This is a genomic window from Candidatus Binataceae bacterium (genome assembly GCA_036495685.1).
Classification (GTDB): domain Bacteria; phylum Desulfobacterota; class Binatia; order Binatales; family Binataceae; genus JAFAHS01.
In genome coordinates this window covers 53673-67104 of record DASXMJ010000038.1, presented here as the reverse complement: position 1 = coordinate 67104, position 13432 = coordinate 53673, and the positions used below count along the sequence as shown (strand labels likewise).

Sequence of the window (13432 nt, the reverse complement as noted above, 5' to 3'; positions counted from 1 at the left end):
TTTCGCTATGTGACCCACACGCCGGGCCAAGTCGACTACTGGCCACGGTGGTCGCCCGATGGAAAAACGATCCTCTTCAGCCGTTGTGACATTTCCACCGGATGCGCTGGAGGCGCGCCGGCCGGGATCTGGAAGCTCTTCACCGTTCCATCCAATGGAGGGCAGCCGTCTGAGTTTTTGGAAATTGATGGGGTTTCGGCGACCCGCTCGAACTGGCTCCGGAGTTCGGACCCGACGATCGTCACTCCGATCGCGTTTACCGGCGACCACTACGCGGCGGGTGGCCTAGACGGAATCTACGTAGTCGGAACCGATGGCAAGGCACCCACCCGGCTTCCAACCATGCCATCGATTCCCGACGGCTACCCATCATGGTTCCCGGACGGCTCTGCGGTCACGGTCGAAGGGTCCGACCCACCTTTTATCGTTCTGGTCAGCGTGCCCGACGGAACGCTATTGCAGAGCGAGACTTCGACCGCTCAGCTTTGGACCGGTCAGTCTGCCATATCGCGTGATGGGGCCCAGCTTGCTTTTGCAGCACAGGTGCCACAGGCCGGAAGCCAGTACGACGATGATCATAATCAGATCTGGATCCAGCGGCTCATCCCAGTGAATACCAACCCGACTCAGTTGATACCGACCTGCATCAACTCGATCCTTTGCAGGGCCGCACTCCGGATTGGTCACCCAACGACAGTTTCCCGACGTTCGAGTCCCGGCGCGGATGCCTTAACGGCAACTACGCCATCTTCATCGAATCCGCGCTGACTGGAGAGGCTCTGCAGGTAACCGACTGCCAGCTTAACGCCAACGATGCAGTATGGTCGCCTGACGGACGGCGCTTTGCTTTTTCGGCCGAGTTCTTAGTGCCCGCAAAGGTTTGTGCGGCAGGATGCCGCGGGATCGCGATCGCGCCGGTGCCTGCGAAAATCCGGAAATTAGGAACCGTTGCCAAGTGAAGGCAGTCGGCGCGTTCGCAATAGTGGTATCCTTTCGCACCCGCTTCGGCTTCGGTGGTTCGAGCTACGAGTCCCCTATCATGTGGACGCGTCAGGGTCTGAGTTCTTATTGCCAAACGTCGACGATCGGAGCTGCGGCGGAATGGCCCAAGTGCGACAATCCGTACATATCTTCGATCGTACGCAGGACGTTGTAGTGATCGATCCTTTCACTATATCGACCCGGCTTCACCATCGGTCCGACAAAAATTGTCGGAATGTGGTTGGTCAAACCACCGTCGTCTTCGTCCCAGTCGAGGATGAGGATACTGTTGTTCCTCTGCGCCCATGTCACGTAACGCAAAAGGTTGCTGCGCAACCAGCTGTCTGCCTGCAGGATCGGGCCACTGTGCATGTCGTTGACCTGGTTGGGAATCACCCATGACACCGTGGGCAGCTCGGCGAGATTCCTCGGAAAGTCGGCGAACGGTCTATTGTTGGCGGGAGGATCGTCAGGGAAATAGGTCCATGGAGCGTGCTTGCGCGCGTAATAGCCGGAAAAGCAGACATCGGATCCGGTCGCTGGCAAATCCTCTGAATAACCCACGAACCTCAACTTAGCTTCAAGTAAGTCGCTCTGTAGAGTTGGCAGGCGGAACGAGAGAGGGCAGGAGTCGTTCGTGACACCCTGCGTAGACCCCGAGAACAAGGCGAGGTAGTTGGGCAGACTGGGATGCGTGATCGCGTGCGCGTTGGTGAATGAAGCTCCGGCGAAGGCTAGTTGGTTGATATACGGAGCTTGCTGCGAGCCAATGATCTCGTCATATCCGCGGTTTTCTTCCATCACCACGATCACATGGGCAGGGGAAGGAACCGCTTTGGGCGGAGCGGCCCGGCACAATGCTGGAGTGATTGCACCGATGATCCCAAGCAAGACGATCCGTAAGCTGGAATTTCCATCTTTCACGTTCAATGCTCATACGACTGACGTGGGACCGTCAACGCTGTTGCGAGACAGGTAAAAGGGAATCCACACCAATTACTAGGATCCCTCTATGAGCGAGGAAAAGATCCAGCTGCCGGACGCCTTGTCCGATCAGCTTGTGGCGATCGAGCGGGAAGTCGATTCCAATCGCTACCGCGCTGGACCGTGGACGCGGGTCGTGAACGAAGTACGCGCTCTTCCAATAGCCGAACGACGGTCGGTGGCCGAAAATCTGTCGCGGATCAGCCGGAAGCTGCACCAACGGAGTGGACGAAGTACGGTTTCGGTGCCGGCTGGTTATCTCGCCGAACTTGGGCTCGCAATCGCCGGCGCGGTGGTTCTTGCATTGGGCTCTCGGCACCAATCAAATTTGCTGGTCATCGTTTCCGCGGTGATCTGGACAATCGCGTTTCAGCCGCTCATCAAGGTCGCGGTAGGCTGCCTACTCGGCGTCCGCTACGAGTATGCGTATCTTTATGGGTTCGAGCCGCGGTTCAAGATGTGCTTCGGCCAGTACCTGGCGCAGCCGCGTTACGCGCGACTGCTGTTGCATCTGTCCGGGACGATAGGCTCTCCGATTGGCGCCTGGCTGCCGACCTTGTTCGTCGACCCGTCCTTGCGTGTCGCCATCTACGTTTGTTGGGTGTTGTTCTGGACCGTGGTCGCGATCAATGTCCTCGGGTTCGTCGCGGTTCTGAGCGGAGTTCGCAGCCGCATCGGTTCGATCCGCCTGGGCGATAGCAGCGGCGGCGCCGCCGCGCTGGAGCTGCGTGAAGCACTTGAGATTTAGCTCGCGATCTCCGCGAGAATCAGACGACACCGTCCGCCTTTAGGCGGTCGAGATCGCCGGCGGTCATGCCCAGCAACTCGCCGTAGACTTCGCCATTGTGCTGGCCCAGAAGCGGCGCGGAGGTTACCTCGGCGGGCGAGTCCTCGAGCCGCACCGGGCATCCGGGCATGGTGAACTCGCCACGCACTGGATGGTTCACGGTCACAATCATTCCGCGCTCTTTGAGGTGCGGATCGTTGAGCAGCTCGACGCTGTCGAGCACCTTGCCGCACGGCACGCCGGCTTCGCCTAGGATTTTCATGACTTCATGTTTGGTATGTTTACCGGTCCATTCATTGATGGTTGCGGTCAAAGCCTCGAGGTTGTGCGCGCGCGACCGTGGATCTTTGAAGCGATCGTCGTCGGCCAGGGCCGGTTGACCCATCGCCGCGCACAGACTCTTCCACATCTCCGGCGTGGTGCACAGGATGAAGACGTAGTCGTTGTCGCCGCCGGGTGCGCATTTGAAGATGTCGCCCGGTCCACCACCGAGGCGGTTTCCGGTACGCGGCACCGGCTTGTGGGTGACGTAGGTACCCATCATCGGGACGCGGCAGAAGTTCAGGACCGCCTCCTGCATCGCGAGTTCGACCTTCTGCCCCTTTCCGGTGCGTTGACGCTGAATGTAGGCGGCCAGTACTCCGATTGCGGCATGCATCCCGGTGCCGGTATCCCCGATAGTCGGTCCCGGCTTGAGGGGCGGCGTTCCGGTGAAACCGGTGAGCGACATCGCACCGCCCGATGCCTGCGCGATCATGTCGAAGCTCTTGTACGAACTATATGGTCCGCTAGTACCGAACCCCTTGATGGTCAGATAGATGAGACGCGGATTGATCTGGCGAAGCTTCTCGTAGCCGAGGTCGAGCCCCTCGAGCGTGCCGAGCGAGTAGTTTTCACTCAGAATATCGACCTTCTTGACCAGCTCGATGAACATCGCGCGGCCCTGTTCGCTCTTCAAATTGAGCGTGATGCTGCGCTTGTTCGCATTGAGCAGCATAAAATAGTAGGAGTCGACACCCGGTTTCTCGGTCAACATCCATCGCCCCTGCTCGCCCATCTTGGGAGATTCGACCTTGATGACATCAGCGCCCAGCCACGCGAGCATTTCGGTGCACGAGGTGCCGGCTTCGAATTGAGTGAGATCGAGCACTTTCACGCCTGCCAGAGCTTTTTCCATTGACGCCTCCGGGCGCCCCCGGGTCAGAACCGCCGGGCGCTTGTCGTCTCTTTTGTAGCCCCAGCGGAGCAAGATCGGCAAGCGAGCCTATGATAGCGCGTGCACACCTTTGGCCACCGCGCCGCGTCTGCTAAATCTTGTTAAACGGACCACCATGGCTTCTGCGCCAATCGTCAAGCTCGGGGAAATTCGTGACCAACTGAATCGCGCCTTCCTGGAGCGAGCAGAGCTGATCGATGGAGCGCTCGCTGCACTCCTCTCGCGCAACCACGTGCTGCTGATCGGCCCGCCCGGAACGGCGAAGTCGATGCTGGCCGACGAGCTGTGCGCCCGGATTGACGAAGCCAACTACTTTCAATGGCTGCTCACCCGCTTCAGCACGCCGGAAGAACTGTTCGGCGCCGTCAGCTTGAAGGGGCTCGAACAGGACGACTACCGGCGGGTCACCACGCACAAGCTGCCCGAGGCGCATATTGCGTTCCTTGATGAAATCTTCAAGGCGAACTCCTCGATTCTCAACGCATTGCTCACGCTCATCAACGAACGGATCTTTCACAATGGCCGCGAGCGCATCCCCACCCCGCTGATCACGATGTTCGGCGCTTCCAACGAGCTGCCAGACGAAGAGGAGTTGAGCGCCCTGTACGATCGATTCATGTTCCGGTTTATCACCGGATACATCACGGAAGATTTTCACTTCCTCAAGATGTTGGACGGCGCCGCGGCGGAAAGCCGAACTACGTTGAGCTTCGCCGAACTGAACGCGCTTGCCGGGACCGTGGCGATGGTTAAGATTCCGGGCGCAATCTTCAACGAGATCGCGGAGCTGCGCCGGAGCCTGGGTCGCGAGCAGATCGTGGTTTCGGACCGCCGCTGGAAAAATTCGCTCGATGTGTTGCGCGCGCACGCGATTATTTTTGGCCGTTCGGTCGTGATCGAAGACGACCTGATGTTTCTGGAGCACGTCTTGTGGAAGGACCCCGAGGAACGCCCCAAAGTGACTGACCTGCTGCGCCGTCTGGTTCGGGGATACGAGGAAGAGGCGCGTGAGCTGCTCATCCAAAGCCAGGAGCTGCGTGACTATGCGCAGCGCCCCTGGGAAAGCAACGAATTGCGCGACCGTGCCGTGGTCGAGGCGCACACCAAAATCGCAAATATCCTGGTCAAGTTCGAAACCCTGCTGCAGGCAGCATCGGACGCGGGGCGAACTATCCCTGGAGCCGACGCGATGCGCTCGGAAGTGCGGGAGATTCAGCAAGCGATGCTACGTCGAACTATGGGCACCTAAGCCGCCGGGGAAACATTTCTAACCACCCAAGGACGCCTCCGAAATCCGAAGAGGAACTTCCTGCAACCCGACTAACTCTTTTTGAACAATGCCCGCCGAGGAAACTTCGCCCGCGGTTGTGCTTCGGGCGCGCGACTATGCCGAATCGGACCGGATAGTGACGCTGCTCACGCGGGACTACGGAAAGATTGGCGGCATCGCAAAAGGCGCAAAAGCATCGCGACATCGGTTTGAACGCAAGCTTGAGCCCTTCTCGCATGTGATGGTGCATTTCCGCCGCCGTCCGTATGGCCAGCTGGTGTTCATCACGCGCGCCGAAGCGGCGGACCTGGTTCAATTCCGTATCGAAGATGACCTTGGTCGAATCGCGCTTGGCGCTTACATGCTGGAGCTGACGGACATGCTGACGGTAGAGGCCGGCGATGCCGCCGATGCGTATCACAGTCTGCTCAACGCGCTTGTGGTGCTGTCGGAGCGTTCGGCTGAGGCCGCGATAAGACAGGCGTTCGAGCTGCGTGCGTTACGATGGGCGGGTTTCGGACTTGAGTTTGCACAATGCCGGGTATGCGCGAACCAAGCGGATACCGAGGCGGTCTACTTTGTGGTCGGGCGCGGAGGAGTGGTTTGCGCACGCTGTCGCAGCGGCGTTCCCGAAGCCGCTCTCCGGCTGCGGATGGAAAGCGCTGCGGCGCTATCCAGACTCGGTGTGATGGCGCTCGACCAGGTCAGCGGCACGACTCCCGCCGGAGCCGATGGCGCGCTGGCCATCGCGCGCTTTCTGAACTCGATCCTTGATCGAAAGCTGCGCACCACAGAGTTTCTGGATTCAATTCTGAACAGCGGAAGCTAGTCGCGCACCCAACCCAGGGAGACCCGCGGCCTGCCCTCCCGTGCTTACCGATACCGAGGAACACCTTTATTCGAAATGGCTGCGCAGGCGCGCGATCAGCGCGGCGTGGCGCTCGCCGGTGGCGCTGAATTCGATGCGCCGCGCATTGGCACCCGCGTAGCTGATTCGGACCGCGAGGAAATCCAGGTCTTCTGCCTCGCGCAGACGCTCAAACCATTCGACCGCGGCGATGCCGGCGGAAAACAGGTATTCGCGCAGTCCCAGATCCTCGAGGCTAGCCGCGTCGAGCCGATAGAGGTCGATGTGGAAAAGGGGCAAGCGTCCGTGGTGCTCCTGAATAAGCGTAAAGCTCGGGCTCAGGATGTCCTCTTCGCGAAGGGCGAGACCCCGGGCCATGCCCTTGATGAAGCACGTCTTGCCGGCACCCAGGTCGCCGATCAACCCGAGCAGTTCTCCGCCTTCGAGCAGCGATGCGAGCCGCCGTCCCCATGCTTTAGTCTCGTGGGCCGACTTACTTTCGATTACGAAAATTGCCGAAGCAGTGACCCCAGGTTCGCGTCGCGTGGGGCTCATAGACACATTCTATATCCCCGGTTCGCGCGACTCAGCAGCGCTCAGGGCTTCCATCGCCGAGGGGAGTTCCTCAATTAGATCGCCCGCCAGGTACCCCACCCTCCCTCGACGGGCAGCGACGCGATCTGCCGCGTAGCCGTGCAGGAACACGCCAAGGGTCAAAGCATCGAAGGTCGTCATTTGTCGCGACATCAAGGCACCCACAATCCCGGAGAGGGCATCCCCCATGCCGGGCGTAGCCATACCGGGGTTCCCGCTCGAGTTGACGCAAACCACGCCGGCGGCATCCGCAATTACCGATCGGGCACCTTTAAGCAGCACGCACCCACCAGTTCTCTGTGCCAAGGTTCGTGCTGCGGAGATACGATCCGCGTTCACCGCCGCGGTGCTGATCTTCAGGAGACGCGCCATCTCGCCTGGATGCGGGGTCAGGACCAGCTGACCCCGAGCCGCTGCAGCCTTTTCGCATCCGATTGACGCGAGCGCATTCAGACCATCAGCGTCGATGAGCATTGGGCGGTCAGGCGCCACGCCCTCCGCTATCAGCCACAGCAGCAGCTCGACGGTGTCATCGTTCATGCCTGCACCGGGACCAAACACGAGCGCGCTCTTTCCGTCGATTAGGTGCTTCAATGCCCTACCGGCCACGCTTGCGTCGAAGTGGCCTTCGCGCTCGGCGATGGGCTCGGTCATCAACTCTGCCTGCGCGGAAGCGATGATAGGCTGGACCGACTCCGGGACGGCGGCGGTGACGAGGCCGGCGCCGGTCCTAAGTGCGGCGCGCGAGGCCAGGATAGCGGCGCCGGATTTGCCGCGGCTGCCAGCTATCACCATCGGATGGCCGTAGTTCCCCTTGTGCGAATTGGTGGCGCGCACACCGAGAAGTGGTATCGCATCCGCTTTTTCGAAATAGCGCCCTCGCGGCGCGATCGCAGCCATTGCCCCCGGCGCGAACCCGATGTCCACCACCTTCAACTCACCGCACAGCTCGGCCCCGGGATAAGAGACATGGCCGAACTTAGCGAACCCGAACGTGATGGTCTGGGTTGCGCGCACCGCAACCCCCATGACGGCTCCAGTGTCGGAACTCACCCCCGAGGCAATATCAATCGCAACGACCGGAACCCGCCACGAATTGATCATCTCGATTGCGCGCGCCGCGGTGCCGCGCACCTCGGCATTAAGGCCGGTGCCAAAAATCGCGTCTATGACCGCGCCGGGCGCTTGCGCACCCCCCGCCTGCACGTGTGCTTCGTCCGGCGCCTGAATGATGGTGCCACCCCTGCCAACAAATTCATGGTGCGCCCGGGCCGCATCGCCCTTGAGATCGGAACCCCAGCCCAAAAGAAGCACCCTGGTCGGAATTCCACACTCGAGCAAGCGGCGCCCCGCCACCAAACCATCGCCGCCGTTGTTGCCCTTACCGGCCACCACCAGCACGCCGGTTTTGGCGCAAGCGAGATGCAGAGCGAGGAGCGCTTCCGCGCAGGCCTCCCCGGCGCGGGTCATCAACGCGTAGGAATCGATTCCGAATTTTTCCTGGCTTAGCCGGTCGAGTTCCCGGCTCTCCGCTGCGGTGAGGAGGATCATTGAACTAAGCGCCCTGCTCCCATCTGCCCTTAGAAATCAAACTAACCGGTCGCCCCTGGCCAGAAAAGCAAGGCGAACCAGAACCCAAGTTGCGCGACCGTGGAAAATTCAGCTTTGGGGATCCCGCTCGCTTGCAAATGCAAAATCATGATCCGGAAAAACCTTGTCCCTTCCCGAACGAACGGGCCTCTTGGGAGGCGATCGGTAGTGAAGACCGCCGCGCTTTTGTTTGCTCTGTAGCTTCGCACTTCGGTGGCGTGGAGAATCGTCGGGTGGTCAAGCTCAGCGTCAACCTCAACAAAATCGCGGTCCTGCGCAACTCTCGGGGCGGGGAGCTGCCGAGCGTGCTTAAGGCGGCGCGCACGGCAATCGCGGCGGGCTGTCACGGAATTACCGTGCATCCGCGGCCCGATGGGCGGCATATCAGGCGTTCTGATGTGCTCGAGCTCGCGCAGATGCTGAAGGTCGAGTTTAACATCGAAGGTTATCCCGGTCCGGAATTTCTCGACCTCGTCTGCCAGGTGCGACCTACCCAATGCACCCTGGTACCCGATCCGCCGGACGTGCTGACGTCGAACGCCGGGTGGAATCTTGTGTCGGGCAACGACTGGCTGCGTGATGTAATGAAAAGGCTGCGCGACAATGGAATTCGTACCAGTCTGTTTGTGGAAGCGGACGTGACTCAGGTGCCGAGGGCCCGGACCCTGGGGGCGGATCGAATCGAGCTGTTTACCGGAATGTATGCGCGTACCTTTGGGACCGAGAAAGGCCGACGGATCCTGGAGCTGCATCGGATGGCAGGCCGAGTCGCCCGGGAGGAAGGACTGGGGGTAAACGCAGGGCACGATCTGAATCTCGACAACATTTCAGCCTATGTGAAAGCGGTGCGGGGACTGGCGGAAGTATCCATCGGACACGCGCTGATATCGGATGCGCTTTATCTGGGACTTACTCGAGCGGTCAAAGCTTACTTGAAGGCGCTTGGCTCTAAGCCCGCTTCGAACCCACCGCCCGGGGGTCACAGAAGAAAGCGGTAGCAGACGCGCCCGACCCAGTCGGGGCGACGTCAATCGCGGCGAAGTTTCGAGCGCGCCAGCTCGCCCTGCCCCTTTCCCTGGACAAGGGGAGGAAGGGATTGGGCCCCCAGATTTTTTTGGATTGCCGCGCCAATCTCGTGTGCGATGGTGCGGATTACTTTGGAGTCTTCGCCCTCGACCATCACGCGAGCGAGCATTTCGGTGCCCGAGTACCTGACCAGCAGTCGGCCGGTTCCATTGAGGCGCCGCTCCGCGGCGGCGATGGCACGCCGGATCTCGGAAACTTCTGCCAGAGGGCGGCGCTCGCTAACCTTGATGTTCTCGAGCACCTGCGGCACCCGATGCATCGCCCTGAGTTCGCTGAGAGGACGGCCGCTCTCAACCATCACGGTCAACACCAGCAGCGCAGTGATCAGTCCATCGCCGGTGGTCGAATGATCCATGAAGATAACGTGGCCGGATTGCTCGCCGCCGAGGTTGTAGGAGTGGTTGCGCATCTCGCGCGCGACCACGGGATCCCCGACATCGGTGCGCACCAGCGTAACCCCCGCCTTGCGTAGCGCGAGCTCTAGCCCGAAGTTGCTCATCACCGTCGCGACCACGGTGTTCGCATTAAGCTTTCCCTCGGACGCCATTTTGATTCCGAGCGTCGCCATCGCATCGTCGCCGTCGAAAATTTCGCCTTTTTCATCGACCAGAATCGCGCGGTCACCATCACCATCCAGCGCGATTCCGATGTTCGCGCGCTCGGCGACTACCGTCTTTGCGAGATTTTCCGGATGCGTCGCTCCGCAATTCAGATTGATATTCTTGCCATCCGGGTCGACCGCGAGAGTGACTACCTCCGCGCCGAGTTCGTCGAGCACTTCGGGTCCAATCTTGTAGCCCGCACCGTTGGCACAGTCGATCACGACCTTGAGGCCATCGAACATCACTGTTCGGGGCACACAGGCTTTCAGAAACACCAGATAGCGGCCGTGCGAGTCGTCAATCCGTGCCGCCTTGCCGATCGCGCCGCCCACCGCACGATGCTCGGTCAGCGCGCGATCATCGAAAACCAGGTCCTCGATGCGCGCTTCCGTTTCATCGTCGAGCTTGAACCCGTCGCGGGAGAAGAACTTTATCCCGTTGTCCTGAAACGGATTGTGGGAAGCCGAAATTACCACTCCAGCCTCCGCGCGCATGCTCCGGGTAAGAAAGGCGATCCCCGGAGTAGGCAGCGGTCCCACCAGCCAGACATCAACCCCCATCGAGCAGATGCCGGATTCCAACGCGGTTTCGAGCATGTAGCCCGACAGTCGGGTGTCCTTGCCGATGAGAATCTTGCGCCGTCGACCCGAGGAATTCCGAAACACGTGCGCCAGCGCGCGGCCCAGTTTCAGGGCAGTCTCGGAAGTGATCGGTTCGAGATTGGCGACGCCCCGCACTCCGTCGGTGCCGAATAGCTTAGGATGTCTTTCCATCGTTGATGTCAATTCGCTTCTCTTTGTAAATCCGCACCCTCACGTGGACGGGGCTCTGCTTCACCAACTGCATGCCGTCCGGCAGGTCGACCTGCACGGGGAACTCGTGCGCGCCCGGATCACCGCCCCTGGCGTCTACATAGACCAGCCCCTTGGGGTCGAGTCCGTCGAGCTTGACGGCGGGTCCGCGCAAGGTAATGTTCGCCTTCTGCGGCGAGATCCGGAACTTGAAGTCGGTATCCCGGACTTCGACCGGAATGCCCTTGAACTCGCGATTGGCAATTACTTCCGTGATGTCGAGATGAACCTGGACCCGGTTCGCGCCGAGATGGACGTTGGGATCGGGGCTCAGCAAGGTCAGGCGCGCTTCCACGTCGGTGGATTCGCCCTTCAGCTCGAGTGGTTCGGTGTCGATTTTCTGCAACGCGAGAACGTAGCGGCTGGGCCCGCTAACCGCCACCACCGACGGTCTCAGGTCGATCGCATTGATCTCGAAGTTCGGTCCGGGTTGTCCGTCAACCTCCAGATGCACCGGCAGCTCACGCATCACGATGCGATCCACGTCGACGTGGACTTCATCGGGAGTGATACGGGTGACGCTGGTCTGCCGCGGCACGCTGAAGATCGAGGGCGACAGCTTGAGGTCGGACCGTCCGGTCGGGACGTTGGCAAGATCGAGTCTCACGGTGAGGCGTTCGGGATCGAGCAAGGAAAGGAGGGTGCGGGGCCCGGCGACCTCAATTTTCACGAAGTCGGGGGGATGATTCACGATCACGAGGCCCGGCGGAATAGACCGATAGCTGATTGGCACCGAGAGCGTCTCGACCGCTCCGCGTTGACCCGCATTGACAAAAACCCATAGACCCACCGCGATCAACAGAGCGATTACGCGCGTTCCGGCGTTGCGCCGCATGCGACGCGCAAAGTCGCCCACGCGGATCGTCCGGAGCAGCTCTAGATTCGGTATACGCACGAGTCCTTTTGGTCTTCAGCTGCTCAGCTCGGCAGGCCGCGCAAGAATGACATGACCTCGTTTGGGGGAATCTCGCGTTTCAGTTCACCGCGGCGCGCGATGGAAGTCGTGCCATCCTCTTCGGAGACAACGATCACCACCGCATCGCTGTCCTCGGTCATGCCGATCGCCGCGCGATGCCGGGTGCCCAGCGCAAGGCTGACGTTCGGGTTCGAGGAAAGCGGCAGCACACACGCGCCCGCCAAAATCTGATCACCCTTGATGATCACTGCGCCGTCGTGGAGCGGCGAACCACGCATGAAGATGGTCTCGAGCAATTCGGGCGAGACCTTGCCATACACCAGTCGCCCGCTTTCGACGAAGTCGTTGAGACCATCATCCTGCTCGATGACGATGAGTGCACCGATTCGGCGCGCCGCTAGCCATGCGACTGCGGTGGTGATTTCCTCGGCCGCGCTGGCCGCGGGCGTGCGCGGGCCGAAAAAGGACTGTGCGCCGACGCGGGTTAGCGCGCGGCGAATATCCGCCTGAAAAATCACCACCAAGATGACGAACAGGGAGCCGAGAAAATTGTTCAGCAGCCAGTTGAGGGTAAACAGGCCGAGGACCTGCGAGATCACGAATGCGGCACCTACGATCACCAGGCCAACGATCATCTGCATGGTGCGCGTGCCGCGAATCAGCATCGCGATCCGATAAATGACATAGGCGACGATCAGGACATCCAGAATATCCTGCCATCGCGGCGCGGGAATCATCGGAACGTAATTCGGCATCGAGCTTGCCTCTACTTCGTGATGTTGCGCCCCCCCATCTCGACGGCCATCCGGACCGCGGCGCGCGCTGCGCCGGGATCGTGCACGCGCACAATCGCCGCTCCCGCCGCCACCGCAAGCGCATCCGCCGCCGCGCTTCCGAACTCAATTTCCCGCGGAGAGTCTCCCGCGACGCGGCGGATGAAGCTCTTGCGCGAAGTACCCACCAATACGGGATAGCCGAGGGTACACAGCACGGGCAAGGAGTTGAGGATCGCCAGGCTGTGCTGGGCGGTTTTGGCAAACCCGATGCCCGGGTCGAGGATGATGCGCGATGCGGGTATTCCCGCACGGATCGCATATTTTGCACGCGCCGCAAGGTAACCAGTCACGGCGATTACCACGTCGCGATAGCGCGCGAAGCGCATATGGTTTTCGGGAGAACCACGCATGTGCATGAGGACCACTGCGCTCCCGCTGGCGGCCGCCAGGCGCGCCATTTGAGGATCGTAGCCGAGCGCGGTCACATCGTTGATGATCGCGGCGCCATGCTCGAGCGCCGCGCGTGCCACCTCCGCCTTGCGCGTGTCGATAGAGAGCGGAACGCGCAAGCGCCCCTCCAAGCCGCGAAGCACGGGGAGCACCCGGCGCAGTTCCTCTTCAACCGGCACCTCACGAGCGCCGGAAGGACGGGCAGATTCGCCGCCCAGGTCGATGATGTCCGCGCCGTTCTCCTGCATTTCGAGAGCATGCGCGATCGCACGCTCAGGCTTGAGGTACTCGCCACCGTCGGAAAAGGAATCGGGGGTAACGTTCAGCACGCCCATGACGGCCGGGAAATGCACGACCCGTCCGTCATGCAGACGCATACGATCCGGAAACCTTGAATTGCTGGGAGTGGTTCGAGGCGCGCGTCGGTGCCGAGCGCGATTTTCAGAGGCGTCGCTCATTTCATGCGGCCCCCATGGCGTGGT

At 60.9% G+C, this 13432-nt stretch carries 13 protein-coding genes; 5 read left to right on the top strand and 8 right to left on the bottom strand.

The genetic code is table 11. From position 1 onward, the window contains the following. A partial coding sequence (locus VGI36_04510; protein HEY2484384.1) for a hypothetical protein occupies nt 1-768 on the top strand: 768 nt, incomplete at its 5' end. A 297-nt stretch (nt 769-1065) separates the two neighbouring features. On the opposite strand, the gene VGI36_04505 is transcribed toward VGI36_04510, so the two are convergent. Beyond that, complete coding sequence (locus VGI36_04505; GenBank protein ID HEY2484383.1) at nt 1066-1905, bottom strand: alkaline phosphatase family protein; 840 nt, start codon at nt 1903-1905, stop codon at nt 1066-1068. 88 nt (nt 1906-1993) lie between these two features. Here VGI36_04505 and VGI36_04500 point away from each other — a divergent pair, with 88 nt between their 5' ends. Next, nucleotides 1994-2713, top strand: coding sequence for a hypothetical protein (locus VGI36_04500; GenBank protein ID HEY2484382.1), 720 nt, complete (start codon nt 1994-1996; stop codon nt 2711-2713). A 19-nt stretch (nt 2714-2732) separates the two neighbouring features. Here the strand turns inward: VGI36_04500 and VGI36_04495 are convergent, their stop codons facing one another. Further along, nucleotides 2733-3929, bottom strand: a complete 1197-nt coding sequence (locus tag VGI36_04495) for a CoA transferase (protein HEY2484381.1) — start codon at nt 3927-3929, stop codon at nt 2733-2735. A gap of 154 nt (nt 3930-4083) precedes the next feature. Between VGI36_04495 and VGI36_04490 the strand changes: the two genes are divergently transcribed. Continuing rightward, nucleotides 4084-5217 (top strand): AAA family ATPase, encoded by a 1134-nt coding sequence (locus VGI36_04490; GenBank protein HEY2484380.1) that lies wholly within the window; start codon nt 4084-4086, stop codon nt 5215-5217. 88 nt (nt 5218-5305) lie between these two features. Further along, nucleotides 5306-6067, top strand: a complete 762-nt coding sequence (gene recO / locus VGI36_04485; protein ID HEY2484379.1) for a DNA repair protein RecO — start codon at nt 5306-5308, stop codon at nt 6065-6067. A 66-nt stretch (nt 6068-6133) separates the two neighbouring features. On the opposite strand, the gene tsaE is transcribed toward recO, so the two are convergent. Then, complete coding sequence (tsaE, locus tag VGI36_04480) at nt 6134-6640, bottom strand: tRNA (adenosine(37)-N6)-threonylcarbamoyltransferase complex ATPase subunit type 1 TsaE (protein HEY2484378.1); 507 nt, start codon at nt 6638-6640, stop codon at nt 6134-6136. A 9-nt stretch (nt 6641-6649) separates the two neighbouring features. Next, nucleotides 6650-8230 carry an NAD(P)H-hydrate dehydratase gene (locus tag VGI36_04475; protein HEY2484377.1) on the bottom strand — a complete coding sequence of 527 codons (1581 nt, stop codon included), beginning with the start codon at nt 8228-8230 and terminating at the stop codon, nt 6650-6652. 272 nt (nt 8231-8502) lie between these two features. Between VGI36_04475 and VGI36_04470 the strand changes: the two genes are divergently transcribed. Continuing rightward, nucleotides 8503-9267, top strand: coding sequence for a pyridoxine 5'-phosphate synthase (locus VGI36_04470; GenBank protein HEY2484376.1), 765 nt, complete (start codon nt 8503-8505; stop codon nt 9265-9267). Between the two features lie 29 nt (nt 9268-9296). On the opposite strand, the gene glmM is transcribed toward VGI36_04470, so the two are convergent. From glmM to folP, 4 genes are all read right to left on the bottom strand, one after another. Further along, complete coding sequence (gene glmM / locus VGI36_04465; protein ID HEY2484375.1) at nt 9297-10730, bottom strand: phosphoglucosamine mutase; 1434 nt, start codon at nt 10728-10730, stop codon at nt 9297-9299. Further along, nucleotides 10714-11664, bottom strand: a complete 951-nt coding sequence (locus VGI36_04460) for a CdaR family protein (GenBank protein ID HEY2484374.1) — start codon at nt 11662-11664, stop codon at nt 10714-10716. Before VGI36_04460 ends, glmM begins: the two co-directional genes overlap by 17 nt. 62 nt (nt 11665-11726) lie before the next feature. Continuing rightward, on the bottom strand, nt 11727-12479 hold the full coding sequence (cdaA, locus tag VGI36_04455; protein ID HEY2484373.1) for a diadenylate cyclase CdaA: 753 nt from the start codon (nt 12477-12479) through the stop codon (nt 11727-11729). 11 nt (nt 12480-12490) lie between these two features. Beyond that, the gene (gene folP / locus VGI36_04450; protein HEY2484372.1) at nt 12491-13327 is read right to left on the bottom strand and encodes a dihydropteroate synthase; all 837 of its coding nucleotides are present in this window, start codon (nt 13325-13327) and stop codon (nt 12491-12493) included. Between the last annotated feature and the right edge of the window lie 105 nt (nt 13328-13432).

Coding starts and splice junctions, on each gene's coding strand:
- VGI36_04500 (HEY2484382.1), top strand. CDS start 1,994: ATGAGCGAGGAAAAGATCCAGCTGCCGGACGCCTTGTCCGATCAGCTT.
- glmM (HEY2484375.1), bottom strand. CDS start 10,730: ATGGAAAGACATCCTAAGCTATTCGGCACCGACGGAGTGCGGGGCGTC.
- tsaE (HEY2484378.1), bottom strand. CDS start 6,640: ATGAGCCCCACGCGACGCGAACCTGGGGTCACTGCTTCGGCAATTTTC.
- VGI36_04495 (HEY2484381.1), bottom strand. CDS start 3,929: ATGGAAAAAGCTCTGGCAGGCGTGAAAGTGCTCGATCTCACTCAATTC.
- VGI36_04475 (HEY2484377.1), bottom strand. CDS start 8,230: ATGATCCTCCTCACCGCAGCGGAGAGCCGGGAACTCGACCGGCTAAGC.
- VGI36_04490 (HEY2484380.1), top strand. CDS start 4,084: ATGGCTTCTGCGCCAATCGTCAAGCTCGGGGAAATTCGTGACCAACTG.
- recO (HEY2484379.1), top strand. CDS start 5,306: ATGCCCGCCGAGGAAACTTCGCCCGCGGTTGTGCTTCGGGCGCGCGAC.
- folP (HEY2484372.1), bottom strand. CDS start 13,327: ATGCGTCTGCATGACGGACGGGTCGTGCATTTCCCGGCCGTCATGGGC.
- cdaA (HEY2484373.1), bottom strand. CDS start 12,479: ATGCCGAATTACGTTCCGATGATTCCCGCGCCGCGATGGCAGGATATT.